General features: G+C 41.9%; 21 protein-coding genes. 9 read left to right on the top strand and 12 right to left on the bottom strand.

What is annotated here, in order from left to right; translation table 11 throughout:
- Positions 1-216: 216 nt before the first annotated feature.
- Positions 217-1512 carry an Ig-like domain-containing protein gene (locus HWE15_RS09865; RefSeq protein WP_290507359.1) on the bottom strand — a complete coding sequence of 432 codons (1296 nt, stop codon included), beginning with the start codon at positions 1510-1512 and terminating at the stop codon, positions 217-219.
- 196 nt (positions 1513-1708) lie between these two features.
- Here HWE15_RS09865 and crtD point away from each other — a divergent pair, with 196 nt between their 5' ends.
- Positions 1709-3175: a 1-hydroxycarotenoid 3,4-desaturase CrtD gene (crtD, locus tag HWE15_RS09860; protein ID WP_290507358.1), complete on the top strand. Its 1467-nt coding sequence runs from the start codon at positions 1709-1711 to the stop codon at positions 3173-3175.
- A 229-nt stretch (positions 3176-3404) separates the two neighbouring features.
- On the opposite strand, the gene HWE15_RS09855 is transcribed toward crtD, so the two are convergent.
- Positions 3405-3905 (bottom strand): regulatory protein RecX, encoded by a 501-nt coding sequence (locus HWE15_RS09855; RefSeq protein ID WP_290507357.1) that lies wholly within the window; start codon positions 3903-3905, stop codon positions 3405-3407.
- Positions 3906-3971: 66 nt separating this feature from the next.
- On the opposite strand from HWE15_RS09855, the gene tpiA reads away from it, so the two are divergent.
- The 5 genes from tpiA to HWE15_RS09825 all read left to right on the top strand — a co-directional run bounded on the left by tpiA (position 3972) and on the right by HWE15_RS09825 (position 9825).
- A complete protein-coding gene (tpiA, locus tag HWE15_RS09850; protein WP_290507356.1) occupies positions 3972-4733 on the top strand; it encodes a triose-phosphate isomerase in 762 nt (253 codons plus the stop codon).
- Between the two features lie 6 nt (positions 4734-4739).
- Positions 4740-5567: a 50S ribosomal protein L11 methyltransferase gene (gene prmA / locus HWE15_RS09845; RefSeq protein ID WP_290507355.1), complete on the top strand. Its 828-nt coding sequence runs from the start codon at positions 4740-4742 to the stop codon at positions 5565-5567.
- A 271-nt stretch (positions 5568-5838) separates the two neighbouring features.
- Entirely contained in the window at positions 5839-7563 is a 1725-nt protein-coding gene (gene recJ / locus HWE15_RS09835; protein ID WP_290507353.1) for a single-stranded-DNA-specific exonuclease RecJ, read from the top strand.
- A 1-nt stretch (position 7564) separates the two neighbouring features.
- Complete coding sequence (gene lptB / locus HWE15_RS09830; RefSeq protein ID WP_290507352.1) at positions 7565-8305, top strand: LPS export ABC transporter ATP-binding protein; 741 nt, start codon at positions 7565-7567, stop codon at positions 8303-8305.
- Positions 8305-9825 carry a GH3 auxin-responsive promoter family protein gene (locus tag HWE15_RS09825; RefSeq protein WP_290507351.1) on the top strand — a complete coding sequence of 507 codons (1521 nt, stop codon included), beginning with the start codon at positions 8305-8307 and terminating at the stop codon, positions 9823-9825. Before lptB ends, HWE15_RS09825 begins: the two co-directional genes overlap by 1 nt.
- Position 9826: 1 nt before the next feature.
- Here HWE15_RS09825 and HWE15_RS09820 read toward each other — a convergent pair whose 3' ends face one another.
- On the bottom strand, positions 9827-11335 hold the full coding sequence (locus tag HWE15_RS09820; protein ID WP_290507350.1) for a peptidase S10: 1509 nt from the start codon (positions 11333-11335) through the stop codon (positions 9827-9829).
- A gap of 2 nt (positions 11336-11337) precedes the next feature.
- Entirely contained in the window at positions 11338-11676 is a 339-nt protein-coding gene (locus HWE15_RS09815) for a tRNA-binding protein (RefSeq protein ID WP_290507349.1), read from the bottom strand.
- Positions 11677-11836: 160 nt separating this feature from the next.
- On the opposite strand from HWE15_RS09815, the gene HWE15_RS09810 reads away from it, so the two are divergent.
- Positions 11837-12112 (top strand): hypothetical protein, encoded by a 276-nt coding sequence (locus HWE15_RS09810; RefSeq protein ID WP_290507348.1) that lies wholly within the window; start codon positions 11837-11839, stop codon positions 12110-12112.
- 99 nt (positions 12113-12211) lie between these two features.
- Here HWE15_RS09810 and HWE15_RS09805 read toward each other — a convergent pair whose 3' ends face one another.
- The 6 genes from HWE15_RS09805 to HWE15_RS09780 form a co-directional block, all read right to left on the bottom strand.
- Positions 12212-12946 carry a 1-(5-phosphoribosyl)-5-[(5-phosphoribosylamino)methylideneamino] imidazole-4-carboxamide isomerase gene (locus tag HWE15_RS09805; protein WP_290507347.1) on the bottom strand — a complete coding sequence of 245 codons (735 nt, stop codon included), beginning with the start codon at positions 12944-12946 and terminating at the stop codon, positions 12212-12214.
- Positions 12947-13107: 161 nt separating this feature from the next.
- Positions 13108-14223: a YCF48-related protein gene (locus HWE15_RS09800; RefSeq protein WP_290507346.1), complete on the bottom strand. Its 1116-nt coding sequence runs from the start codon at positions 14221-14223 to the stop codon at positions 13108-13110.
- Positions 14147-15061 carry a TIM barrel protein gene (locus HWE15_RS09795; protein ID WP_290507345.1) on the bottom strand — a complete coding sequence of 305 codons (915 nt, stop codon included), beginning with the start codon at positions 15059-15061 and terminating at the stop codon, positions 14147-14149. Before HWE15_RS09795 ends, HWE15_RS09800 begins: the two co-directional genes overlap by 77 nt.
- 3 nt (positions 15062-15064) lie before the next feature.
- A complete protein-coding gene (locus tag HWE15_RS09790; RefSeq protein WP_290507344.1) occupies positions 15065-16378 on the bottom strand; it encodes a Gfo/Idh/MocA family oxidoreductase in 1314 nt (437 codons plus the stop codon).
- Positions 16379-16393: 15 nt separating this feature from the next.
- The gene (locus HWE15_RS09785; RefSeq protein WP_290507343.1) at positions 16394-17353 is read right to left on the bottom strand and encodes an SUMF1/EgtB/PvdO family nonheme iron enzyme; all 960 of its coding nucleotides are present in this window, start codon (positions 17351-17353) and stop codon (positions 16394-16396) included.
- Positions 17354-17365: 12 nt separating this feature from the next.
- Entirely contained in the window at positions 17366-18019 is a 654-nt protein-coding gene (locus tag HWE15_RS09780; protein ID WP_290507342.1) for a DUF3365 domain-containing protein, read from the bottom strand.
- A 141-nt stretch (positions 18020-18160) separates the two neighbouring features.
- Here HWE15_RS09780 and HWE15_RS09775 point away from each other — a divergent pair, with 141 nt between their 5' ends.
- Both HWE15_RS09775 and HWE15_RS09770 read left to right on the top strand, forming a co-directional pair.
- The gene (locus tag HWE15_RS09775) at positions 18161-20971 is read left to right on the top strand and encodes a YCF48-related protein (protein WP_290507341.1); all 2811 of its coding nucleotides are present in this window, start codon (positions 18161-18163) and stop codon (positions 20969-20971) included.
- Between the two features lie 216 nt (positions 20972-21187).
- A complete protein-coding gene (locus HWE15_RS09770) occupies positions 21188-22420 on the top strand; it encodes a cystathionine gamma-synthase family protein (RefSeq protein WP_290507340.1) in 1233 nt (410 codons plus the stop codon).
- A gap of 17 nt (positions 22421-22437) precedes the next feature.
- Here HWE15_RS09770 and HWE15_RS09765 read toward each other — a convergent pair whose 3' ends face one another.
- Both HWE15_RS09765 and prfA read right to left on the bottom strand, forming a co-directional pair.
- A complete protein-coding gene (locus HWE15_RS09765) occupies positions 22438-22962 on the bottom strand; it encodes a GNAT family protein (protein WP_290507339.1) in 525 nt (174 codons plus the stop codon).
- Between the two features lie 84 nt (positions 22963-23046).
- Positions 23047-24123 (bottom strand): peptide chain release factor 1, encoded by a 1077-nt coding sequence (gene prfA, locus HWE15_RS09760; protein WP_290507338.1) that lies wholly within the window; start codon positions 24121-24123, stop codon positions 23047-23049.
- Positions 24124-24131 lie beyond the last annotated feature (8 nt).

The following is a 24131-nucleotide window of genomic DNA, read 5'->3' as shown; positions in this document are numbered from 1 at the left end:
GGCTAAAAATATTGCGCTTATTATAAATCAAGTTTATTTCGGATTAAAATCCTATGAGAGGGACTCGGAATTACAAATTCCGAGAAGCATAACTTCTTGGAAGAATAGCTGAGGCAACGAGCTTTAGAAGAGTATTTGTGAAGTTGTAATTGTAAGAAACGAAAAGGCATAAAAAAACCTCTGAGAGTGATCTCAGAGGTTTTATGAGTGTTTCAATTAATCCTCATTACTTTCTGTAATTTCTTGATCTGTGCAAGAAAACTTAATATTTGGAGTATCATCATTTTTAACACTTTCTCCATTTACTTTAGCATCAGTCCAAATTTGTGCTTTACCACTTGCATTACAATCTGCTGAAACTTCAAACTCAAATGTAACTGCTGTATCATCGGTACATCCAATATTACCTACCCACGTAAACACAGTATTATTGCCATCATTATTCACTGAATATTTCTTTTCATCTGGAGCGATGTATTCACCATCAACGCTAGCGTCTTGGATTTGAGGGAAAGTAAACTTCACTTCAGCATTTTCTAAAGCTTCAGAAGCATCATATGTAAAAACAATATTCACTAAATCTGTATCTACAACATTTGCATTATAGGAAAAGGATTCTTCATCACAATCATCACACTCTTCCACTTCCACAGTAATCGGATTAGACGCACTGTCATTGTATCCGTTAGAACCAGCACCCACATAGTGAGCAGTAAAATCATAAGAACCTGCACTTCCTGAGAAATCATAAGAAACAGATTTTACAGACTCGGTCACATCAGCAGAGGCAACTACTAGGTCATTTTCATCCCAAATCTGTATAGATCCTCCTTGGAAGTCACCATACGATTCGACTGAGGCTGTAATTGTAAATACATCACCCTCACAGATTGGCTCCTCTGTACCTTCCGAAATGGTAGTTGTGGTACAGATACCGATCAAATTATATGATACATCTCCCAAACTTGCTACAGCTCCTCCTCCATTTTGTCTCCATTGCTCGGTGATTACATCACAAGACGACCAACCATCAGGTAAAGGTCTTGAAACGGAGAAAGGGACTTCGTCCTCCATTGAACCAATGTTCACCCAATCACCAAGGTCTTCATCATAATATTGAAGGTTTCCAGCATTGTTAGCTGTGGTATTAATAGTTAATTCATATTCAATGGTGGTCAAAGTATTCCAAACTTTAACAGAAAGAACTTTGCTATCTCTATCCTGATTTGGGCCACCCCAAGAAACAGGGAGAGAAGAAGCAGTAGCTGCAAATTCATCCGAAGAAGAATCAGTTATACAATCAACTGAACAATTACCTCCTCCATTAAGTACAGCAGCATTCTCATTTCCATTGGTATTCCCATAAGGACTCAAGGTGAATCCCCCCTTGTCTGCTTTGGCTTGCTCCAAAGTCAAATCTTCGCTTTCATACGTAGCTACTTGGCTACAAGCACTGAGTAATAGGCCAGAGATTACCAATCCCAAGAAGCCCGATGTAAAAGTTTTTTTCATAGTGATGATAAGATATTCTAATGTAATATTAAGTGTTTTTTAAATACAAAAAAATGCTTTTGAAAAATATTTTCTAGAAATATTCAAATAATTCTTTCGGAAAGTAAAATTCCATCTTCGCATATTCTATACTATCTTCAAATACTCAAAATGGGATTAAACAAGACCCCCTCATTCTTGTTTTTATTGGGTTGATATGAAGAAAACTGCCATCGTCATCGGATCCGGGATAGCCGGGATCGCCTCCTCTATCCGTCTAGCTGTCCAAGGCTATCAAGTCGAAGTATTCGAAGCCAATGCCTATCCCGGTGGCAAACTCTCCGAAATTCAATTAAAAGGTTACCGATTCGATGCAGGTCCTTCCCTTTTCACCCTGCCAGAGCAAGTGGAAGAACTTTTTAGATTGGCGGGGAAAAATCCGCAAGATTACTTCGATTATGAGAAATTAGAAGTGGCCTGTCATTACTTTTGGGAGGATGGCAAGCAAGTAAAAGCTTGGGCGGATATTAACCGATTTGCCGAGGAGGTTGAGAGCAAGTTGGGTGAACCGGCCGACCATATCCGAAAAGCGCTCCAAAACTCAGCCTATATCTATGAGCATTTGGCACCACTCTTCATGCACCGTTCCCTGCACCAGCTTAGCACCTGGACCAATGCCCAAGCCATCAAATCCTATTTGAAAATGGGAAAGTTGGGGATATTCTCTACGATGAATCAAGCCAACGAGCGCCAATTCCAAAACCCGAAATTGGTTCAACTATTCAATCGCTATGCAACTTATAACGGTTCGGACCCCTATCAGACGCCCGCAACCTTGAATATTATCCCTCATTTGGAATTCAACATCGGAGCTTATTTCCCCAAAAAAGGCATGCATGACATTACGCTTAGCCTTTATCAATTGGCCCTGGATTTAGGAGTAAAATTCCATTTCAATTCCAAAGTAGAGGAAATTCTAGTGGAAAATGGCAAAGCAGTGGGCATCCAAGTAAAAGGCAAATCACATCCTGCAGCTGTGGTGGTGAATAATATGGACATGGTGAATGCTTACAAAACTATTTTACGTAAGCAAAAGCAACCCAAAAAACTACTCAGTCAACCCAAATCCAGTTCTGCCTTGATTTTTTATTGGGGTATCAAAAAACAATTCCCGGAATTGGGGCTTCACAATATCCTCTTTTCGGAGGATTATCAAACTGAATTTGAACACATTTTCAAAAAGGGAAGCATCTATCAAGATCCGACCGTTTACATCAACATTACCTCAGTCTGTAAACCGGATGATGCCCCAGAAGGCTGTATGAACTGGTTTACCATGATCAATGTCCCCAATAATCAAGGACAGGATTGGGATAGTCTCATTGCAGAAGCACGAAAAAACATGATCGCCAAGATCAATCGGATTCTTAAAACAGACTTGGAGCCCTTAATAGAAGTAGAAGATGTGCTCGAGCCGAGAAGTATAGAGTTCAAAACATCGAGTGCTAATGGAGCTTTGTATGGCAACAGCTCCAATAACAAATTCGCTGCTTTCCTACGCCACGCCAACTATTCCTCCGATATCAAAAATCTCTATTTCTGCGGAGGTTCTGTTCATCCTGGAGGCGGAATTCCCCTTTCGCTTCTTTCTGCAAAGATTATGTGTGGGTTTATTAAGGATTGAAAAATTGAAAGATTGGAAGATTGAAAAATTTGTCCACCAAAACGGATTGACAGCACTACTAGCAAAGCTTTATGTTTGAAGGTAGTAAAGTTGGAAAGTTCGGGCAAAGACTCTAAGTTTCACTTCTAACCGTGCTCTTCCGCTCGTATTTCGTACTTCGTAACTCGTATTTCAAAAATAGCGACAACCCAAAACAGCCATTCATATTTCGTTCCTATTACTCCCTATCTCACAATAGTGAATCTATCGCTTCCTGTACCAAATCCTGTTCAAAGCCCCGCTGCATCAAATAACCCACGACCTTAAAGCGTTTTTTGTAAGGGTCAGATTCCTTGGTCTTTTCCCATTTCTTCTCTGCCTCTCCTAATAAGGTATCGTAATATCCCACAGGATCAATTTCAGCTAGCCCTTTCCGAATCAATGGTTCCGGGATTTGCCGCATTTTCAATTCCATTCGGATTCGGTTTCTCCCCCACTTTTTCAGACGAAACTTTCCCCGGGCAAAAGCTCTTGAAAAACGTTCCTCATCCAAAAATTTTTCCTTCAGCAAGAATTGAATCAATTCCTCCTCCTTTGCACCAGAAATGCCTTTTTCAAACAGCTTCCTTCGAACATCCCAAATACATCGCTCCTGATATGCACAAAAAGCAGCGATTTTTTCTTTGGCTTCTTCAGCGGACCAAGTGGTTTTTCGGGCTTGCTGCGGGTTATTCCTTCCCCAACCGGACATTTTGATTAATTTTATCGAAAATTTATTCTTAAGCTTTTCTCAAACCTAACAAAATTTTATCTGACGATGCGAAAGAAAATCATAGCCGGAAACTGGAAAATGAATATGACCTATGAAGAAGGTCAAAAACTAACCTCCGAAATTGTTCAAATGGCCAAAGATGAAAATTTGGACGGAGTGACCTTAGTTCTGAATCCACCTTTTCCGCATCTCTATGTGGTAAAAAAATTGATCGGAGAAGCATCAAATATTTTTGTAGGTGCTCAAAATTGCTCTGACAAGGAATCTGGAGCATACACTGGGGAAGTTTCTGCTCCAATTTTGGCTTCTTTCGGCGTTGATTATGTGATCATCGGGCATTCCGAGCGTAGAGAATATTTCAAAGAAAGCAATGAACTCCTCGCTACAAAAGTCAAGCAAGCGCTTGCCGCTGGTTTGAAACCGATTTTTTGTTGTGGTGAATCCTTGGATATCCGGGAAGCTGGTACCCATGAACCCAATGTGAAATACCAATTGACAGATAGTCTTTTTGACCTTTCGGCAGAAGAAATTTCGCAGGTGGTGATTGCTTACGAACCTATTTGGGCGATCGGAACCGGTAAAACCGCAACTGCTGAACAAGCCCAAGAAATGCACTCTGCCCTGCGCAGACATATCGCTTCCAAATATGGAAAAGAAGTAGCGGATTCGATTTCCATCTTGTATGGAGGAAGCATGAAACCTTCCAATGCGGCCGAATTGCTTTCCAAACCAGATGTAGACGGTGGTCTAATAGGAGGAGCTTCCTTGAAATCACGCGACTTTATCGATATCGCTAAATCCTATTAAAAAGGGATGGACTACCGGGAATTTAAGGTCGCCTGTACGGAGGACTTTCGAGAAATCTTGATTGCTGAATTATCTGCGATAGGGTTCGACGCATTTCTGGAAACGGAGGAAGGGTTTGATTGCTATTCTCCCTTGGATACTTTTGATAAAGAGGCTTTCGAAGAAATCATTGATCGCTACCGGGAGCCAGCTCAAATCCAAATCCACGAAAGTCTTACCCAAAAAGTCAACTGGAATGAAGAATGGGAGAAAAACTACGATCCCATTGCTGTTGATGATTTGGTCTATGTACGTGCCTCTTTTCATCCCGGCCAAGCGGGGTATCGATATGAAATTGTGATCAATCCCAAAATGTCCTTTGGCACCGGTCATCATGCCACGACCTACCAAATGCTCCAACTTCAGGGTCAAATTGATCATAAGGGAAAAAGAGTTTTGGATGTAGGTTCCGGTACAGGAATTTTGGCCATCATGGCTAATAAGTTAGGTGCAACTTCAGTCGAGGCTTTTGATATCGATGATTGGTGTGTGGATAATGGAAACGAAAATTTCCAACTCAACCAAGTTCCTGCCCAAATGGGACTGGGAACCATTCGAGAAGTCAATCCCCAAGGACCCTATGACATCGTTTTGGCCAATATCAATAAGAATGTTTTGCTGGATGAATTAGATGTCTATGCCCAATTAATGAAACCGAGAGCCTTTCTTTTATTGAGTGGGTTTTATGTAGAAGATATTCCCGATTTGGTCAATCATTGTAAAGGACTAAATCTTGAATTGATTAAACAGTCAAACAAGGATAATTGGGCTGCTTTAGTCTTCACTAAAAAATAATATGGAGGAACTGATTCTTTATGCTGTCCTTTTTTTACTATTGATCGGACACACGCTTTTGGCTAGCAAAATGTATCGAAAGGTCCATGAAAATTCCAGCTTGTCCCTTCGGGAAAAGAATGATTGGAAGCTAAAAGCACTGATCTTTCCCGGTTATTTTTGGTTTCTATACCAAAAAAGTCAGGGAAAGTCTTCCTAAAATCCGTTAATTCAAATCCCCATTCTTTAAATCAGTCCGATCGAAACTGAAGAACTTTCGTAATTTACAAGCATGGAGTACGTCTGGAAATCGAAGCCGAAAGCCACACAGGCTGCATTGGAAAAGCTTAGCAAGGAAATCAATGTGAATCCCACCTTGGCGAATGTGCTTATTAACCGCAGTGTGGAGAGTTTTGATCAGGCTAAAGATTATTTCCGTCCGAGCTTGAGCCAGCTGCATGATCCTTTTTTGATGAAAGGAATGACCCGAGCCGTCGAACGGATTGAGCAGGCTATCGCTGCCGAAGAAAAAATCCTTGTTTATGGTGACTATGATGTGGATGGCACAACGGCTGTAGCATTGGTCTTTAGCTTTTTGAAAGGGTTTTACCCCAATGTGGATTTCTACATTCCGGATCGATACAAAGAAGGCTATGGAATTTCGGAACGTGGAGTTCGCTATGCTTCTGAGGAAAATTTCTCTTTAGTCATTGCATTGGATTGCGGGATCAAGGCCATTGACAAAGTGGCGCTTGCAAAAGAACTGGGCGTAGATTTCATTATTTGTGACCACCATACGCCAGGAGAATTTTTACCCGAAGCGGTAGCAGTCTTGGATTCCAAACAAGAAGATTGTCCCTATCCCTATAAGGAGTTGAGTGGTTGCGGGGTGGGATTCAAATTGATTCAAGCCTTTGCCAAAAAGCGGGGAATGGATGAGTCCAGCCTTTACTCCTACCTTGATTTGCTAGTGGTTAGCATTGCGGCTGATATTGTCCCTATAACTGGAGAAAATCGGATTTTAGCATACTACGGATTAGATAGAATCAACAATACCCCAAGACCGGGATTGAAGGCTTTGATTTTGCGCAGTAAAATTGAAAAGGAAATCGGGATCTCGGATATCGTTTTCAAAATCGGACCAAGAATTAATGCTTCTGGACGTTTGGAACATGCCAAAGCTTCTGTTGAATTATTGATTTCCACAGATTTGGATGAAGCCTTAGAGCGTGCAAAGGTAGTGGATGAAGTCAATGCCACTCGGCGAAATTTTGACGAAAACATCACCAAAGAGGCCTTTGAGATGATTGCCGCCAGGGAGGAAGAACAAACCTGGAATACCACGGTCTTATTTAAAGAAGATTGGCATAAAGGGGTGATCGGAATTGTAGCGAGTCGATGCATCGAAAAATATTACCGGCCTACCATTATTCTCACCGAATCCAATGCTAAAGCCACGGGTAGTGCCCGATCAGTTGTAGATTTTGATATCTATGAGGCCATTGCTGAATGCAGTGACTTATTAGATCAATTTGGAGGGCATAAATACGCAGCAGGACTCACACTTTCTGTGGATAAAGTACCTGCCTTTCAGGCTAGGTTTGAAGAAGTAGTCAAAAGCCGAATTGAAGAGATTCATCGGAAACCGGTAATTGAAATCGATGATGAATTGCTGTTGGATCAGATAAATTACCGTTTTTACAATATTCTAAAGCAGATGGCACCTTTTGGGCCAGGAAACCCTGAACCCATATTCAGAATTTCAAATGTCTATGCTGAAGATGTGGTGGTTTTGAAAGAAAAACATCTGCGTTTCAAAATAAAGCAAGATGGCCAAGAGACAACACCTGTTTGCCTTGGTTTTGGCATGGCAGACCGAGCAAAAGATCCGGATTTAACTACCGTGAATTTCCTCCGATCCAAAATGCGCTTTGACTTGGTAGCGGAAATGAGGGAAAATTTCTTCCGGGATAAAAGTAGCTTGCAACTCTACGTGAAAGATATCAAATTCGACTAATATGATACTCAAAGCCGAACATTTGGTCAAAATATACAAGGGACGAAAAGTGGTCAATGATATCTCCGTGGAAGTAAGTCAAGGGGAAATCGTAGGACTTTTAGGGCCTAATGGAGCCGGAAAAACCACTTCATTTTATATGATTGTCGGCTTGATTCAACCAAATGAAGGAAAGATTTTTTTAGATCAGGAAGATATTACCGGACTTCCTATGTACAAGCGGGCGCAACAGGGAATCGGCTATTTGGCTCAGGAAGCTTCGGTTTTCCGAAAGCTTTCCGTAGAAGAAAATATCATGGCCGTTTTAGAAATGACTGACCTTTCCAAGCAAGCACAAAAAGAAAAAGTCGAAAGTCTATTGGAGGAATTCAGTTTGACCCATGTGCGCAAAAATTTAGGAATGGTCCTTTCCGGGGGAGAGCGTCGACGAACCGAAATTGCCCGTGCCTTGGCTGTTGATCCCAAATTCGTGCTCTTGGACGAGCCTTTTGCAGGAGTAGACCCGATTGCAGTGGAAGAAATTCAAACCATTGTCGCCAAGCTCAAGACCAAGAATATTGGGATTCTCATCACAGACCACAATGTGAATGAAACCCTTTCCATCACCGATCGGGCTTATTTAATGTTTGAAGGGAGACTTCTAAAAGCAGGAACGGCAGAAGAACTGGCTGCTGATGAGCAAGTTCGAAAAGTCTATCTGGGCAGTCAATTCGAGTTGAAACGTAAAACTTTTTCGAATTAATGGAGGTCATTAATAGTTTCATGACCTGGATCTTCAAAAATCGCTTGGGCCAGATAGAGGCTTTCAAGCATGATCCGCATTCCACCCAAGCACAAGTCTTTCAGGAATTAATTGATGCTGGAAAGCAAACTCAATTTGGAAAGGAACATGAATTTTCAAGGATCCGAACCTATGAAGATTTTGCGAAGCAAGTTCCCTTATTTGATTATGAAGGGATAAAGCCTTACATCGATCAAGTGATGAGGGGAAAGCAAGGAGTACTTTGGAATACAGAAGTCGAGTGGTTTTCCAAATCATCTGGCACAACGTCCAGCCGTAGCAAATACATTCCCGTGACTGAGGAAAGTTTGGAAGATTGTCATTTCAAAGGGGGCAAGGACATGGTCACTATGTATGTCAGCAACTATCCTGATTCGAAACTCTTTTCCGGAAAATCACTTTCCATCGGAGGTTCACTGGAAAAAAACCCCTTGAATCCTCAAGGAACAGCAAAGGCAGGAGATATTTCTGCTGTCATTATGCGCAACTTGCCGATTTGGGCTCAGTTTGCTCGAACACCCTCCTTGGAAACAGCACTAATGAACGAATGGGAGTCCAAAATCGAAAAGATGGCCCATGAAACCATGAACGAAAACGTGGTTAGTATCGCAGGGGTCCCAACTTGGACTATTGTCCTTCTCAGAAGAATTCTAGAAATCAAAAAAGCCAAGCACATCCTTGAAGTTTGGCCAAACCTGGAAGTATTTTTTCACGGCGCAGTAGCTTTTGGACCATATAAAGGCCTTTTCCAAGAATTGATCCCTTCTGAGCGGATGCGTTACATGGAAACCTATAATGCTTCGGAGGGATTTTTCGGATTGCAGGACCAGCCCCACTCTGATGAGCTCTTACTTTTGTTGGATTATGGGATTTTTTATGAGTTTATCCCCATGGACCATTGGGATGATGAAAACCCCGAGGTAATTCAATTGCAAGATGTTGAAGTGGGAAAAAACTATGCAGTGGTAATTTCAACCAATGGCGGACTCTGGCGGTACAAAATCGGAGATACGGTTCGATTTACATCCACGAACCCCTATCGATTTAAAATTTCCGGAAGGACCAAGCATTTTATCAATGCATTTGGAGAAGAAGTGATCGTGGAAAATGCAGAAAAAGCCATTGCCTATGCTGCAGAACAAACCGGTGTAAGCATCGAAAATTTCACGGCCGCACCCGCCTATTTTGGAAACTCCGGTGAAAAAGGAGCGCATGAGTGGATCATAGAATTTGCAAAAAATCCGGAAGATATGACCCGTTTTGGGGAATTACTGGATCAGCATTTGCGTGAAATCAATTCGGATTATGATGCAAAGCGACACAGAGACCTTGCCTTGACCAAACCCATCATTCATGTTGCTGACGAGGGATTATTCCAAAACTGGTTGAGTCAAAAAGGAAAATTAGGCGGTCAAAATAAAGTGCCTCGTCTTTCTAATAATCGAGAGTATTTAGACGAGCTTCTGAAGCTGATGAAATAACTCAATTTCCAGAAAGCACTTCTTCTACAAACGAACGGATATCACTTGCTAAGGCATCGAAATCCTCCCGTCGATTATACATCATGTGTCCCGCTTCGTAATACTTCATTTCGATCCGATCCTGCGGGAAATCATGTCTCGAAAAGGTAAATTCCGCATCAAAAAACGGTGTAATCAAGTCATAATATCCATTCGCAACCAAGACCCGAAGTTTGGTGTTTCGGTGCATCACTTCGCTCAAACCTCTTGCCGTACTTACATAGCTGGGCTCCCAATAACTTCCATCAGGCACAGGTCTCCAGCGCCATTTACTCCCAATTTCACCATTGGAGGATAAATACGGCATTTCCAAATCGACACCCAAATCATTGATTAAGTAAGCATTGAATGCTGCTGTATAAGCTCCTTCTGTCATGTAATCACTAGGATCTCCCAAAACGGGTCCTTCAGCTACTTGATCAGTTTCCCTAGCGGCAAAGCGACCGTCCAACGTTCCAATGGCTTTCCCTTGATCTCGCAGAAGCTCCTTTTTAAAGCGGTGCATTAAGATTTGATTGTCAGATTGAAGAATGTAATTTTTATCCAAGCCCGTGAAATAGGCCAGTTTCTCGGCAATTTGTTCGTTTCTTTCTTCAGAGAGTTTCTGAGCCTGAAAAAGAGCAGGAAGATATTCCCGATAGGAAAAATCCCGTGCCTCCTGAGCAAACTCTTCCAAACGTTTTCCTTCACCAGCTTTTCCATGATACCAGGCTGTCACAGCCATGGATGGTAGGTAGGTAAAAAAGGAAGTCAAATTATCCTCCCAGGAAGAAGAACCCGCATAATCCAATGCCTGAGAAATCAGGATCAATCCATTCAAGGCTACATGTTGCCCATCTCCTTCCAAAACCTCTGCAACTTTTGCGGCTCGGGTGGTTCCAAAGCTCTCCCCTGCCAAAAATTTAGGTGCTTGCCATCGGTTATTTTCCCGGATCCAGATTCGAATAAATTCAGCAATAGATTGGGCATCTTCCACAAGACCCCAATAATCTTCCACTTTTCCTTTGTCCGTAACTCGACTAAAACCTGTCCCGATTGGATCCAAAAAAACCAAATCCGCCAAATCTAGTAGTGCCATCGAATTTGTTTCGGTAGTATAGGGAGCTGCTCCATCATCTTCTTTGGCATCCGAATCAACTCGGACCACCTTCGGTCCAAAGAATCCCATGTGCAACCAAATGGAAGCAGAACCTGGTCCTCCATTAAAAATGAAAATCACTGGACGAGATTGGTCTGCTCCTTCCTTGATATAGCTTGTACTCCAAAATGAAGCCGTAACTTCATTTTTTGAATTTTTTAGAAAGGTTTCTTTTACAATGGAGCGAAAATTGATTCGCTGTCCATTAAAAGAGCCTGAATGGTTTCGCTCGAAAACCAGAGGCTTTTGATGGAAACTAGCGGAGTCTTGCGCAAATGTGATTACTGCAAACCACACACTAAAAAGAAGAACTAGCGGGAAAACTTTTCTCATAATTAAAATAATTTGGAGCCGTTTGGCACTTTTCGTTCAATAGAAGTAAGGACTACATGTCCCTGCTCATCGGGAAAACCTGTGATTAAAATTTCAGACATAAAATCTGCAATTTGCCGAGGATTGAAGTTGACCACACAAACCACCATCCTCCCAATCAGATCCTCTGGAGAATACAGGTCTGTAATTTGAGCCGAAGATTTTCGAATACCCAATTCCTCACCTAAATCGACCCAAATTTTATAAGCAGGTTTTCGGGCTTTTTCAAAATTTTCAACACGGATAATTGTCCCTGCTCGAAACTCTAATTTGGCGAAATCTTCGTAGTCAATCGTTTGCATAGACAAATTTTTTATTAATTTTAGGAACCTTTTACAAAACTCTCAGTTTAAATCAGGTAAGATCTTCTCAAAGATGTCAAGAAAATCAACATTTTCTTTTACAAAGCTAGGTTTTCTAGCTTTTGCCGTTTTGGGTTTCTGCTTATTCGCAGAAAAATCTATGGCGCAAACAGAACAGGATAAACCTGTGATGGATATGAATCGTCCTTTGGAAAAACCTCTTATGGAGGAGGATCTAGGATTAAATCATGAGCCATTCATTTCTCCATCTGCAGCAAAACCCTCACAAGAATCCAAAACTTTAAGTCCCCTTATCCCCTCTACGCCTATTCGAAGAGAGGTAGTTATCGGGCCAGAAGGAAAAAAACCGGAGACACCCTCCACATTATCATTCAATATTTTCCTTTACGTCTTAGAAAAATTCAAAGCAGATTAATTTGTGTTTTCTTAATGAATGAGAAGGGACCTTTTAGAAGGTCCCTTTTTTGTTTGGATTATTTTTAAAATCCAATTGAGAGTTTGGATAAAATCTGAGTTAACCCTCGGCAAGAAATTTCTCCAAATCCTGAAGGGAAATTTTTCCTTCGTAATAGGCTCTTCCAAAAACAGCAGAATGAACCCCCATATCCCGAAGGGCTCTAAAGTCGTCAATCCCTCTCACACCACCACTTGCGGCTAACTGGATCGAAGGGAATTTTTCCAAGACGCTTTTATACAGGTCAAAATTAGGTCCCTCCATCACTCCGTCTCGGGTGACGTCAGATACTTTTAGATATTTCAATCCTCGGTCATAGAAGAATTGAATGTGATCATATAAATCTATGCTTGTTTTCTTAAGCCAACCTCGGATTTTAATTTTATGGTCTACGGGACTTGTATCTGCTGCCAAGTTTATTTTTTCTCTACCATAGGAAAGAATGAATTGCGCAAATCGTTCTGGATAATTGGCTGCTGCCGAAGAAATCGTCACTGATTTTGCCCCGTATTCAAAACACTTGATTACATCTCCATCAGTTGAGACACCCCCTGTAAAATCGATCTTGAGATTCGTGTAGCCGGCAATGGCTTCAAGTATATGGTAATTTTTTGGCTCTCCGCGTCTTGCCCCATCCAAGTCAACCAGATGGAGTCGTTTGATCCCAATAGACTCAAAATCCTGAGCAATGCCAAGTGGATTGGAAGATACCACCTCTTCGGTAGCAAAATCCCCACGTTCTAGTCGGACACATTTGCCTTTTATCAACCAAATGGATGGTACTATTTCAAACATATTTTTTTCGAATGAGGTGATATTAAGTTAAGCATTAAAAATTTGATTCCTAAAGATAATACAGAACTGATCTTTCATTCAAAATCCCAATCAAAACTTTACATTTTTTTAAACAAAAATGGGTCAAAAGTGGGATTTTCTTAGCATCTGCTCAAAAAAATTCAAAATAGTAGTTTTGCCACTCTTCCTCCTGAACCAGAAGCCCAAACAGTCTGACCAGACCTACTAGCCGATACTGCATGAAATCCTTCTTCTGAAAATGTCTTCCATATTCCACCTTCATTTTCGGAGAAATCTGATCCTGAGGGGCCTACGGCTATCAGGTAGTTTCCTTTTACCCAAAAGGTTACTCCTGAGCGGTAACCTCCCGGGGAAGAAGTTGAGGTATCCATCCACTCCTTTTGAGTTATTGAAAAAATCCCCCAGTTCCCTTTATTGACATCAGGCATCAAGTAATCTCCGCCTGCGAGAACCAATTCTTCTTTCATTTTACATAGAGAAAACACCCCTTGCGAAGATTCTCCCTGAATTAAAGGAGTTGGATGCCTTAACCAAGTTTTCCCACGATCCGGAGAATAATGCAGGAATGAATAACTACCCCCGCTACCCAACCATAGCTCCTCGCCAGATGCTAACATCGAGCTGGCTGAAGCTGCAAATCCCGCTTCTCCAACTTCTGCCGCCGGCAAGGAATCCAATAGGTTCCAAGTGTCCCCTTTGTCTGTGGTCTCATAAATCATCCAAAATCCATCAACTGGGTCGCCAAAAACATAGCCTCGGCTTTCATCTACAAAGCTGATTCCATCAAAAAATGCATCAGAGGAGGCTTCCAACTTCAGCTCCCAAGTCTTTCCACCATCCATTGTCTTATAGATATGAGCAGGTTGACCTGCCGCAACAACGATAGCCTGCTCTTCATCAAAAGCATAAATGGAACGGAAATCTACCGAATCCAATCCGGCAACTATCCCAGATTCCCAGGACTCTCCACCATCCAATGTTTTTAGCCAAGTCCCCCTTGATCCACTTGCCCAAACAATATTTTCGGAAACGGGACTGAGTCCTCTAAGCGAAGCTTCAATCGGTGTTTCAAAAACCTTCCAGCCTGTTGGAGAAGATGTTATTTCCTCTTCCCTTGGTGATTGGCAGGAAAAAACACTTATGATAATCCCAATTTGGAGGAGGAGATATACCACTTGATTAACCCTTGACATCAACTTTCCGATAGGCTTCAATAAGCGCAAGCTCTCCTTCTTTTCCTGGAAGAGCGTTTCCATGCTCCATACCCAAAATACCATCGAACCCTTTACTTTGAATGAATTTGAAAACATTCTCAAAATTGATTTCTCCGGTTCCAGGTTCTTTTCTGCCTGGATTATCCCCGATTTGAATGTAGGCGATTTCATCCCATGTTTTTTCCATGGTAGCGATCAAATTTCCCTCATTTCGCTGCATGTGATAAATGTCGTAAAGAATTTTACAGGAAGGACTTCCGACAGCCTGACAAATCATATAAGTCTGATCTGCATGACGAAGAAATAGATCAGGATTATCGCTTAGCGGCTCCATAACCATCGTCAATCCATGAGGCTCGAAAATTTCGGCTCCCCGCTTCATAGCTTCAATAACATTGGCAGTTTGGATTCCTAGCGGCAATCTTCGTTCAAAATATCCGGGAACCACCGTCATCCATTTGGCATTGACACGCTTCGCAGTCTCCACAGCAGCATGGCAAGTTTTAAGAAAAGTATCCATAAACTCCTGCTTTCCTGTAGTGAGCGACACTTTCCAATTATCCCCTCCTTCAATCACAAAAACACCCATTCGCATCCCCAGATCATCCAGCGTTTTTCCGATCTGTTCTTGAACTTCTACCGGACGTTGGAGCATTCCATTATCCTCAAAGGAGCGGAAGCCTTGATCTGCCATGAATTTCAATTCATCAATAATTCCCCCGGGAGCGTGATTTTTGAACATTCCAAAATGCGGAGCAAAATCCATAGTAAAAGCTTCTGCCTTCTTCTTTTCAATTGAATTAGGGAAAGCAAAGCCACCTGTAGCTCCCATTAAAAATCCGCTTAAACCGGCTTTTTTAATAAATCCTCTTCTTTTCATAGCTTAAATGACTTTGGTTTTTCCTGGTATGGCATGTGGATAATATCCGTCTTCATTCGGTAAAATCTTGGGCAATGCATCCCAAGCAAGCTGATCTGGGAAAAGATCTACGCTACCATTTAAGGCTTCATCCCAAGTGATCACTTTTCCGGAATAGGTCGCGTAGCGCCCCATAATAGATGTCATCGTGCTTTTTGCTGCATTTTCGGCATCAGCAAACTTGTATTCACCTTTTACGAGTGCCGCCCAGAGTTCATCATGTTCTTGTTGATAAGGATTGGGATTATTCTCCCGATCATGTGTATACAGTGCATTTCCTTTCCAATCTGTTAGATTTCCATGATTTCCGGCACTTAGGTATGCTTTTCCCTTGGTCCCTTGGAAACTTTCATCCACGCGATTAGCAGCTCCCGGGAAATGGCGGCATTCGCTATGAATAACAGAGCCATCTTCGTACGTAAAAGTCAATACGTGGTGGTCGAAAATCTCTCCATGATCTTTTCCGGTTCGAACCAATCTACCACCAGTTCCTTCTGCTTTGACTGGGTAACCTTGTTTGACCCAGTTGGCCACGTCGATATTATGGACATGTTGCTCCGTGATATGATCCCCACAAAGCCAGTTGAAATAATACCAATTCCGCATTTGGTATTCCATTTCGGTTTGACCAGGCTGCCGCTCTCTTACCCAAACACCCCCATCATTCCAATACACCTGACCACCGATAATTTCTCCAATTTCTCCATCATGAATTCGACGGATGGTTTCACGATAGTTATTCTGGTAATGACGCTGCAAGCCAACAACCACGTTCAATTTTTTAGCTTTTGCTTCTTCTGCTGCCGCCAATACCCGTCGAATTCCAGGAGCATCGGTAGCGACAGGTTTTTCCATAAAAACCTGTTTGCCTTGTCGAACAGCCTCTTCAAAATGACTGGGCCTAAACCCAGGAGGAGTCGCTAAAATGACCACATCAGCCTCTGCGATAGCATGTTTGTATGCGTCAAAGCCTACAAATTGCTTTTCCTCCGGAACTTGAACTTTTTCCGGACCATATTTTGTCAAAATGGGTTTGAGGCTATTTTCCAATCGGTCTTGGAATGCATCTGCCATAGCGACGAGTTTAATGGGATGCCCAGTTTCGAAAGCTTGGAAAACTGCGCCAGTTCCTCTACCTCCACATCCGATCAATGCAAGTTTCAGATAGTTATCAGGAGCAGCGTAGGCCCCTGGAATAGCAAATGGAGACGCCATCAATCCTCCTGCTACCAAGGCAGAACTTTTGATAAAGGTTCTTCGGGTTTGATCTTTTTTCATAGTGTTATTTTAGGTTTAATAATCATCAATAGGTGCTTGGCCATAGTAGGCCTTGATTTCTTCTTCACTGGGAGGATTAAGAGGCCGAACCAGACGGATTCCCAAGAAGGGAGCCTCAGGGAACCACCATTGACTCTTGGGAATTTGTGGATCAATTTGCTTCCACTTGGGGTCACTTGTAAACCTCCTCGTTGAGCTTATTTCATCGGCTGTATGCTTAAAACTTCCTCCTCGAACGACTCTTGGATAGAGATTTTCAGCAGGATTGACGGGATTTTTCTGAGGAGAATTTTCGTAGAAATTTGGGTCATATTGGTCTGTAGTCCATTCTAAGACATTTCCATAAATATCAAACAAACCCCAAGGATTGGGCTTTTTTTGACCTACTGGGTTGGTAGAATCCTCTGAATTTTCCTTTGTCCACGCATATTCCGACATTAAACTAACATCCTCACCAAAAAAATAAGGAGTAGTGGTTGAAGCTTTTGCAGCGTATTCCCATTCTGCTTCAGTAGGCAAACGATAAAAAATACCTGTCTTCAGGTAAAGCCAGTGACAAAATTGAATCGCCCCATATTGTGTCATTCCCACCGCTGGCTTTCCCTCTTTGCCCATCCCAAACGTCATATCCAAATAAGGCAAGGAAGGTCGGGTAAGAGCATCCACCCGCTCACCAATTGACTCTTCTGAAATAGCTAATTCATAGTTTTTGTCAACGAAAAGCTCAAAAATATCCCAAGTAACTTCGTGGGTTCCCATCCAAAATGCATCTAATTCTACTAAATGAGCTGGTTTTTCATCTTCTAAACTTCCACTCTCCGAACCCATTTGAAAAGATCCTGCCGGAATGGGAGTCATAGAAAAAGAAACTGAAGTACCGGGAATTTTTTGCTCATATAGATCAAAAGGTAAATCCCTTTTCTCAAGCAGTTGGAGAGAGGATAAAAAAGAAAACCAGAGAATAAATTGAATCATGGATGGGAGCAATTACATTCGTTTGACAACCTCTTTTTTAGGAATCTTTATAGACCACATTCCTCTTAGATCTCCTACTTTATGCCCTGTGGCTTTATCTTCGGGATAGAGTTCATTCAACTTTTGAAGGGTTTCTTCATTGATTTCTGTACCTGGATTACCATGACAGTTGAGACACAAGCCTCCGGGTATCACGATTGCTTTGGTATACAAAAATTCCTCTCCCTCATTGATTTTTTGGATATTTGGCGATAGCGGATTACCATTCTCCACATCATATTCATAAGTCTCCAGATATCTCAATTCCATATCGGTAGGTTGATCGGCTGGATTTCGGTACCGATTGGAAGCTCTTCGTATTTCTACACCATAGGGTCTCCCAACCTCCTCCAAAATGGGTAAAGCTTGGACATTGCAAAATTCAATAGCGCCTGGAATTCCTTTTTCTGAGATTGCCTGTTGAAGTTGTCCAACCAATTGTTTTTGTGCCTCCATACTAATGGAATCGCCCCACACAATGGCCGCCTCGATGATTTCGGCTTCGCTGAGTTTTTTGATTTCCATTGCTTCATTGACTTCTTCAAAGACATCTTTTGAAACCCTTTCACCACTACCACAAGCGGTTAAAATCAAGGATACAGTAATAATTGAAACTATTTTTTTCATCCCTAAAAACGATTTGAATTAGCTAAATCTACTAATCAATCGGCATAAATCGTAGCGAACTCCCTATTTGCTTAATGGATGAGCCGACAAACTTTGACAAGTGGGGAAATCACTTAATTTTGTTTAAGAGACTTCATGACAATGAAAAGATTCGGCCTTGCCATATTTTTTATTTTTTTAGCGGCACATCTAAGCGCACAAACTTGGACCCGAATGCAAGGGTGGGGATTGGATATCTCAGCAATAACTTGGATTGACAATCAACTTGCAGTTGCTGGAGGGGAAAATTTACTTATTGAAACTGCCGATGGAGGGCAAACATGGAAAGAAGCTTCTGTTGAATTTGAAGGCCATATTCGTTCCATTGAAATTGCTGGAAATTCACAAGGCTTTGCAGTGGGTTCTGATGGATTGATCTTTCGCACGACCAATAAAGGCCAAACCTGGGAACCGCATAAAATTGCTTTCTCTGACAATTGGATTCAAGTTCTTTTTAACGGAGAAGGTACTTGGCTATTAATCGGAGAGAGTGGCTTGGTGATTCGAAGTGTAGATTTTGGCGAAAATTGGGAAGATATTTCTCCAAGCCCAAAAAAGGAACTTTTTGGAGGCGACTTCATCAATACTGACTCCCTTTTTCTTGTGGGAAGTCAAGGCACAATTCTTCGAAGTTGGGATCAAGGAGAAGCTTACGAAATACAAAACAGCGGGATTAATTCAAACCTTTATGGAATCGCTTTTTCTTCAAAAAACATAGGATACGCTGTTGGTGAAAGTGGAGTGGTTTTAAAGACCCTAGACTTTGGTGAAACTTGGACAGCTTTGATTTCCGGTGTTACAAAAACTCTTAGAAAGCTGAAGATTTCACCCCTAGATCCACGAATTATTACCATCGTAGGAGACCAAGCCAGCGCGCTACGCTCCACCAATGAAGGAGCTACTTTTTCGATTGCAAATTTGGGATCCGGAAATGAGCGAAATCTTTCTGATTTAGCTTATATCCCTAATACGAATACCGTATGGGCGGTTGGACAAATAGGTTACGTGATCTCATCCGCTAATGCGGGAGCCACCTACTCCCACCGTCAAGCCGGTCAGGCGATTGATTTTTTGGAGGTAGATTTTAAAACAGACCGATACGGATTAATTGCAGGTGAAGAAGGACAGTTTTTTGTGACTTCAAATTTTGCCCAAAGCATCGTTTCCCGACCTATTCCTGAAAACTCTACTATTAGGGGTTTGAGTTTTTGGAATGGATCTTTTGGCTATGTTTCAACTGGGAGCTCGAAAATATACAGAAGTACGAATGCAGGCGGTACCTGGCTGGATGTGACTCCGGTGGAAAACAATATTGTTAATGGCTTTTATCTTTTCGCCCCATCGGTTTTCTACGTTGCAGGAAACGAAGGCTTCGTTGCAAGTTCCTTTAATTCGGGAGACAGTTGGAATGACCTACCTACTACTGAAACTAATCAAAACTTAAAAGCAGTGATGTTTTTTGATTTTGTTTCCGGAATTGCAGTGGGTGAAGGTGGTGAAATTTCATTCTCAGCCGGAGGAATTGAATGGTTCAGTCAAGATTCCCCAACTAGTGAAGATTTAAATGCTTTGGCCAAGCTAAGTGATTCCATCGCCGTAGTCGTAGGAAACAAAGGGGTGATTTTGAAAACTGAGGACCAAGCAGCAACCTGGAGAATCATTGATACTGGAATAACTGAAGATCTTCTTTCTGTAGATTTTTTTGATAATCAATATGGATTTATCTCAGGGAGAAATGGACTTACACTAGCAACAAAAGATGGAGGAGAATCTTGGGAAAAAATTGAATCTGGTACCAGCCGCGATCTTCACTCCATTAGTGTAGGAACACCACTGGTTGCCTATGCAGTCGGGGATGATGGGACAATTTTGAGGTATAATTGTTTTCCACCGGAAGGTAGCCTGAGTGAAATTGAAGGCCCTGTACAAACCTGTTTGCAAAATCAAACTTATCGAATTGAAGACACTCCCGTTGCGGGTTCATCCATTGTATGGCGCGTGGATGGGGGAGAAATCATCAATGGACAAGGCACCTCCCAAATTGAGGTTCAATGGCTCGATCCCGGAAGGAAAGGAGTGTTTGTCAGCCGACAAAATTTTTGCGGTACTGGAGAAACATCTTACATCGAGGTGATAGTTTCAGACCTTCCTCCTGAAACCTTACAGATTGAAGGACAAGGCACCACCTGTGTAAATCAAACTGAAACCTACACCCTCCCCGCGCTGGAAGGGGTAAGTTACAATTGGAGTGTTAATGGAGGTGAGATAGTTTCTGGGCAAGGAACAGCTACTGTTGAGATTCTTTGGAATTCTCCTGGTTTAACAGAGCTATTTGCAGTTCCCCAAAATTCTTGCGGTACAAATCCTCCTGTCAGGCTCCCCATTCAGGTAAATGCATCCCCAGAGAGACCCTCTGAAATCGTTGGTGAAAGTATCGTTCCTCCTGGTGAATTCATATATGAAGTGGAAGAGGTAGAAGGACTAACCTATCAATGGAGCATTGATTCCGGAGGGCGAATCCTTGCGGGTCAGGGAAGTCCTCAAGTGACAGTACTTTGGGAGGAAGAGGGTGAGTATTCCTTGAGAGTTGCGGCGCAAAATGCCTGTGATTTTGGTCCCGAGCAGGAATTAGCAGTCCAAGTGAGTTTTATTACTGGACTAGAGCCAACTCCTGACTTGACAGGTTTAAAGATCTACCCAAATCCAAGTACTGGCAAAATCTATATCGAAGCCGAATTTCTAGATCAATGGAATGCTGTTGAGCTTCTTTCAAGCCAGGGCCAAGCACTGATTCAAAACGAAATTTCTACCGGTATGAGAAGGCTTGAAATTACTGATTTGAAGCCGGGATTATATTTTATAAGACTTTTGGGAACCCGAGGGAGTGCTGTGAAAAAAATTCTAGTACACTAAGGCAAAATTTTTCCCCATATGGAATTTTTTTACACCTCCCGTTTTTCGGCTTTGACAAAATATTATTCTGTAATAGAAAAATTATTTATTTTTTATTGTGATTTTTCCAAATATGTTCCTGAAAATACTATTTAGACAAAATATTATTAGGATTCAAAATTTGATAAATCCAAAAAAAATTTCCTGATTTGGGGAGATTTAAACCCAAATATAACCATGAGATCCCTAGCACCTGAAAGCCTCATGATGTCCTATGGCTACCATCCCGAATGGTCAGAGGGCGCTGTCAAATGTCCCATTTTCCAAACCTCCACCTTTGTTTTCAAAAGTGCTCGAGAGGGAAAGGAATTCTTCGAAATTGCCTATGGAAAACGGGAGAAATCACCGGGCGAACAACCTGGATTAATTTACTCCCGATTAAACAATCCGGATTTACAGATTTTGGAAGAGCGGCTTACCCTTTGGGATGGAGCTGATGAATGTGCCGTATTTGAAAGTGGTATGTCAGCCATTTCTACGGTTTTACTGGAATTTTTGAGACCGGGAGATGCGCTGCTTTATAGCAAGCCAGTGTATGGAGGAACGGATCATTTTATCAACAAAGTTCTCCCTCAATATCATATACAAGGAGTTGGATTCACCAATTTAATGGATGAGGAAACCCTCATTGCAATGGCAGAAGGAAAAAATATCCGGCTGATTTATGTTGAAACCCCAGCCAACCCAACCAATGCCTTGTTTGATTTACAGCTCTGCAGAAGGGTAGCTGATCGCCTCAGCACTCCGGAAAATCCGGTTTATGTAGTCGTCGATAACACCTACATGGGACCACTTTGGCAACATCCTCTGAAGTTAGGGGCTGATTTAGTCGTATACTCAGCGACAAAATACATCGGAGGGCATTCGGATTTGATAGCGGGAGCAGTCTTAGGAAGATCGGAACTCATGGTTCGTGTGCGAACACTACGAACCTTCTTGGGAAATATGGCCGGTCCTTGGACAGGTTGGCTTTTGATGCGAAGTCTTGAAACACTGAAAGTTCGAATGACCCAACAAGCTCAAAATGCTGAAAAGGTAGCTGATTTTCTCAAAACCCATCCGAAAGTGAGTAAGGTATATTACCTCGGTCATTTACAGGAAAGTGACCCTCAGTATGAGATTTTCAAGAACCAACTTTCCTGTGCAGGTGCGATGGTTTCATTTGATGTCATTGGAGGGGAAGAAGCTGCATTCCGATTTTTGGATGGTTTAAAACTATTCAAATTAGCTGTATCCTTAGGAAGTACTGAATCTCTTGCTGAGCATCCAGCAACCATGACACATAGTGATGTGGATGAAAAAGACAGAGCTGAAATTGGGATTTCAGAAAACCTAGTCCGACTTTCTATTGGTGTAGAATATTATGAAGATTTGATTTGGGACATTTCAAATGCCCTAGAAAAAGTCTAAAGAAAAAGAGGCGGGGATTATTCCTCGCCTCTCACTTTTACATATTGGAAAATATCACCGATACTCCCTCGCTTGATATAGGCCTTTTTTAGAATTGCTTCGGGCACATACCCCGCTTTTTCCAAAACATGCATGGATTCTCCATTGTAGTCATACACTTGGGCAAAAACGCGTTGGATATCAAATCGGTTGAATAAATAGTCTGTGTATAATTTGACCGCTTCGGTTGCAATTCCCTTTCCCCAAAAAGGCTCTCCTACCCAAAATCCCAATTCTACATTGGTACTCAATTCATCCTTGCCTCTTTCCGAACCAATTGCTCCTGCGAGTTTCCCCTCAAACTCAATGGCAAAATTTTGAGGAGGATTGAATTTTTGATTGTGTTCAATCCAATGACGGGCATCATGAATCGTATACGGCTGTGGAAAACTATCCCGCAGATTCATGGCTATTTTGGGGTTATTTGCCAATGGATAAAGCTGATGAAAGTGCGCTTCATGCCATGTGACTAAATTTATTTCTCTTTCTCCTGCAATTATCATAAAAACTGATCCTATCCAAAGGTAAGATAACTAGCTATCTGACCAATCTACAAAAATACGGACACATTTATGCAAATGGTCAAATTATTCTTCTAAGCCCGAATTCTGCATTTTTTCCAAATTCTCTGCCAAACGAAGTGCAGAAATAAATTCCTCAATATGGCCGTCCATCACCTCAGGTAAATTATAAACTGTTTTGTTGATGCGGTGATCAGTCACACGGGATTGAGGGTAATTATACGTTCGGATTTTATCAGAGCGATCTCCACTTCCTACCATGGATTTTCGTTGGGCTCCAACAGACTCATTATGCTTGGCCAATTCGATTTCGTACAAGCGCGAACGGAGCACCTTCAGGGCTTTTTCAAAGTTCTTAATCTGAGATTTTTCATCCTGACAGGTCACAACCAATCCTGTCGGATTATGGGTCAAACGAACTGCAGAATAGGTAGTGTTTACTGACTGACCACCGGGACCGGAAGAACAATAGGTATCTTTCCGGATATCATTCATATCCAAATGAACTTCGACCTCATCCATCTCGGGCAAAACCGCAACCGATGCAGCAGAGGTATGTACCCTACCCTGAGATTCTGTTGCCGGAACCCGTTGCACCCGATGAACACCGGATTCATATTTCAACTTTCCGTAGACATCCTCCCCGGAAACGGTGGCAATGATTTCCTTATAGCCTCCAGCAGATCCAAATGTCAAATCCAAAACGGTCAATTTCCAACCTTGCATTTCACAAAACCGCTGATACATTCGGAATAAATCCCCTGCAAAAATGGCTGCCTCGTCACCACCTGTTCCCCCTCGGATTTCCAAAATACAGTCCTTCGAATCATTCGGGTCTTTAGGGATTAATAATTGTTTCAAATGTTCTTCAAGTTCCTCTTTTCGTTCTCGAAGATCTTCCAACTCTGCCTTAGCCATTTCCCGGAAATCTGGATCCTTTTCTTTTTCCAAAATCTCCTTGGAGCTATCGATATTTTGTAGAATCAACTTATACTCATCATAAGCTTTGACCACCTTTTCCAAGTCCTTGTATTCCTTGGTAAGTTTGGTGTATTTACTCATATCGGACATGGAATCCGGTTGGATCAAAAGCTGTCCTACTTCTTCGAACCTATCTTTAAGTGCCTGTAATTTATCCAGCATAATTTTTC

Source organism: Algoriphagus sp. (assembly GCF_013373065.1).
Lineage (GTDB): Bacteria > Bacteroidota > Bacteroidia > Cytophagales > Cyclobacteriaceae > Algoriphagus.
Note: the sequence above shows the minus strand (reverse complement) of the source record. Positions and strands in the feature narration are given on the sequence as shown.

What these genes read in the sequence shown, in the direction of transcription:
- HWE15_RS09815 (WP_290507349.1), bottom strand. Translation starts at nt 11,676, where the DNA reads ATGCAAACGATTGACTACGAAGATTTCGCCAAATTAGAGTTTCGAGCA.
- HWE15_RS09800 (WP_290507346.1), bottom strand. Translation starts at nt 14,223, where the DNA reads ATGGAAACGCTCTTCCAGGAAAAGAAGGAGAGCTTGCGCTTATTGAAG.
- HWE15_RS09855 (WP_290507357.1), bottom strand. Translation starts at nt 3,905, where the DNA reads ATGTCCGGTTGGGGAAGGAATAACCCGCAGCAAGCCCGAAAAACCACT.
- recJ (WP_290507353.1), top strand. Translation starts at nt 5,839, where the DNA reads ATGGAGTACGTCTGGAAATCGAAGCCGAAAGCCACACAGGCTGCATTG.
- HWE15_RS09795 (WP_290507345.1), bottom strand. Translation starts at nt 15,061, where the DNA reads ATGAAAAGAAGAGGATTTATTAAAAAAGCCGGTTTAAGCGGATTTTTA.
- prmA (WP_290507355.1), top strand. Translation starts at nt 4,740, where the DNA reads ATGGACTACCGGGAATTTAAGGTCGCCTGTACGGAGGACTTTCGAGAA.
- prfA (WP_290507338.1), bottom strand. Translation starts at nt 24,123, where the DNA reads ATGCTGGATAAATTACAGGCACTTAAAGATAGGTTCGAAGAAGTAGGA.
- HWE15_RS09780 (WP_290507342.1), bottom strand. Translation starts at nt 18,019, where the DNA reads ATGAAAAAAATAGTTTCAATTATTACTGTATCCTTGATTTTAACCGCT.
- HWE15_RS09775 (WP_290507341.1), top strand. Translation starts at nt 18,161, where the DNA reads ATGAAAAGATTCGGCCTTGCCATATTTTTTATTTTTTTAGCGGCACAT.
- HWE15_RS09805 (WP_290507347.1), bottom strand. Translation starts at nt 12,946, where the DNA reads ATGTTTGAAATAGTACCATCCATTTGGTTGATAAAAGGCAAATGTGTC.
- HWE15_RS09790 (WP_290507344.1), bottom strand. Translation starts at nt 16,378, where the DNA reads ATGAAAAAAGATCAAACCCGAAGAACCTTTATCAAAAGTTCTGCCTTG.
- HWE15_RS09785 (WP_290507343.1), bottom strand. Translation starts at nt 17,353, where the DNA reads ATGATTCAATTTATTCTCTGGTTTTCTTTTTTATCCTCTCTCCAACTG.
- lptB (WP_290507352.1), top strand. Translation starts at nt 7,565, where the DNA reads ATGATACTCAAAGCCGAACATTTGGTCAAAATATACAAGGGACGAAAA.
- HWE15_RS09825 (WP_290507351.1), top strand. Translation starts at nt 8,305, where the DNA reads ATGGAGGTCATTAATAGTTTCATGACCTGGATCTTCAAAAATCGCTTG.
- HWE15_RS09810 (WP_290507348.1), top strand. Translation starts at nt 11,837, where the DNA reads ATGGCGCAAACAGAACAGGATAAACCTGTGATGGATATGAATCGTCCT.
- crtD (WP_290507358.1), top strand. Translation starts at nt 1,709, where the DNA reads ATGAAGAAAACTGCCATCGTCATCGGATCCGGGATAGCCGGGATCGCC.
- HWE15_RS09765 (WP_290507339.1), bottom strand. Translation starts at nt 22,962, where the DNA reads ATGATAATTGCAGGAGAAAGAGAAATAAATTTAGTCACATGGCATGAA.
- HWE15_RS09770 (WP_290507340.1), top strand. Translation starts at nt 21,188, where the DNA reads ATGAGATCCCTAGCACCTGAAAGCCTCATGATGTCCTATGGCTACCAT.
- HWE15_RS09865 (WP_290507359.1), bottom strand. Translation starts at nt 1,512, where the DNA reads ATGAAAAAAACTTTTACATCGGGCTTCTTGGGATTGGTAATCTCTGGC.
- HWE15_RS09820 (WP_290507350.1), bottom strand. Translation starts at nt 11,335, where the DNA reads ATGAGAAAAGTTTTCCCGCTAGTTCTTCTTTTTAGTGTGTGGTTTGCA.
- tpiA (WP_290507356.1), top strand. Translation starts at nt 3,972, where the DNA reads ATGCGAAAGAAAATCATAGCCGGAAACTGGAAAATGAATATGACCTAT.